Source organism: Streptomyces sp. NPDC093094, from assembly GCF_044754345.1.
Taxonomy (GTDB): Bacteria; Actinomycetota; Actinomycetes; order Streptomycetales; family Streptomycetaceae; genus Streptomyces.
This window is the reverse complement of record NZ_JBIVOX010000066.1, coordinates 1-1,020: the sequence shown is the minus strand read 5'-3', so window position 1 is coordinate 1,020 and position 1,020 is coordinate 1. Positions and strand designations below refer to the sequence as shown.

The 1,020-nt window shown below is 72.5% G+C and carries 1 protein-coding gene and 1 pseudogene; both read right to left on the bottom strand.

The genetic code is table 11. The annotated features are described in order from the left end of the window. A partial coding sequence (locus ACIQGV_RS40875; RefSeq protein WP_402504837.1) for an enoyl-CoA hydratase/isomerase family protein occupies positions 1-893 on the bottom strand: 893 nt, incomplete at its 3' end. 37 nt (positions 894-930) lie between these two features. Next, positions 931-1,020: pseudogene (locus ACIQGV_RS40870) on the bottom strand (beta-ketothiolase); the annotation flags it as partial.

Sequence of the window (1,020 nt, the reverse complement as noted above, 5' to 3'; positions counted from 1 at the left end):
GCCTGGATCATGTTCTTCGCGGTCTGGCCCGCGGCCAGTTCCACGAAGTAGCGGGCCTCGATGACCTGGGCGGTCTCGAAGTCGACCTGGGCGCCTTCGACGGCCGCGGCGAGGATGTTGCGCGGGGCCGGGTAGGGGGCGCCGTTCAGCTGCTTGCGCAGGCCGGCGGGGAAGGCGGGGAGGTTGGCGGCGAACTTCGGGTTGGCCGGGGTGCCGCCCGGGATGCGGTGGCCCGGGACGTCCCAGGGCTGGTGCGACTCGGGGTGGGCCTCGATGAAGGCGCGGGCCCTGGCGAGAAGTTCCTCCCGGGTCGTGACGACCTCGTGGACCAGGCCGTTGTCCCGGGCGCGCCGGGCGTTGTACCGGGTGCCCTGGAGGAGGACCTTCAGCAGGGCGTCGGCGATGCCCAGGAGGCGGACCGTGCGGGCGACGCCGCCGCCGCCCGGCAGCAGGCCCAGGGTGACCTCGGGCAGGCCGATCTTGGTGCCGGGCGTGTCGAGCGCGATCCGGTGGTGGCAGGCGAGGGCCAGTTCGAAACCGCCGCCCAGGGCGGCGCCGTTGATCGCGGCCACGACCGGCTTGCCGAGCGTCTCGATCCGGCGGAGGTTGCGCTTGATCTCCAGGCCGCCGTCGAACAGTTCCTGCGCGGTGTCCGGGGTGACCCGGATGAGGTCGCGCAGGTCGCCGCCGGCGAAGAAGGTCTTCTTGGCCGAGGTGAGGATGACGCCGCGGACGGTGTCCTTCTCCGCCTCCAGCCGGTCGGCGACCGCGGCGAGGGAGGCGCGGAAGGCGGCGTTCATCGTGTTCGCGGACTGGTCCGGGTCGTCGAGGACGAGGGTGACGACGCCGCTGCGGTCCTGCTCCCAGCGGATGGTGGTGGGCTGAGTGCTCATGGGGAGGCTGCTCCGTGGTGATCCGTCGGGAAGGGGGTCAGAGTCGCTCGACGATCGTGGCGATGCCCATGCCGCCGCCGACGCACAGCGTGGCGAGGCCGAAGCGCTTGTCCCGGCGCTCCAGTTC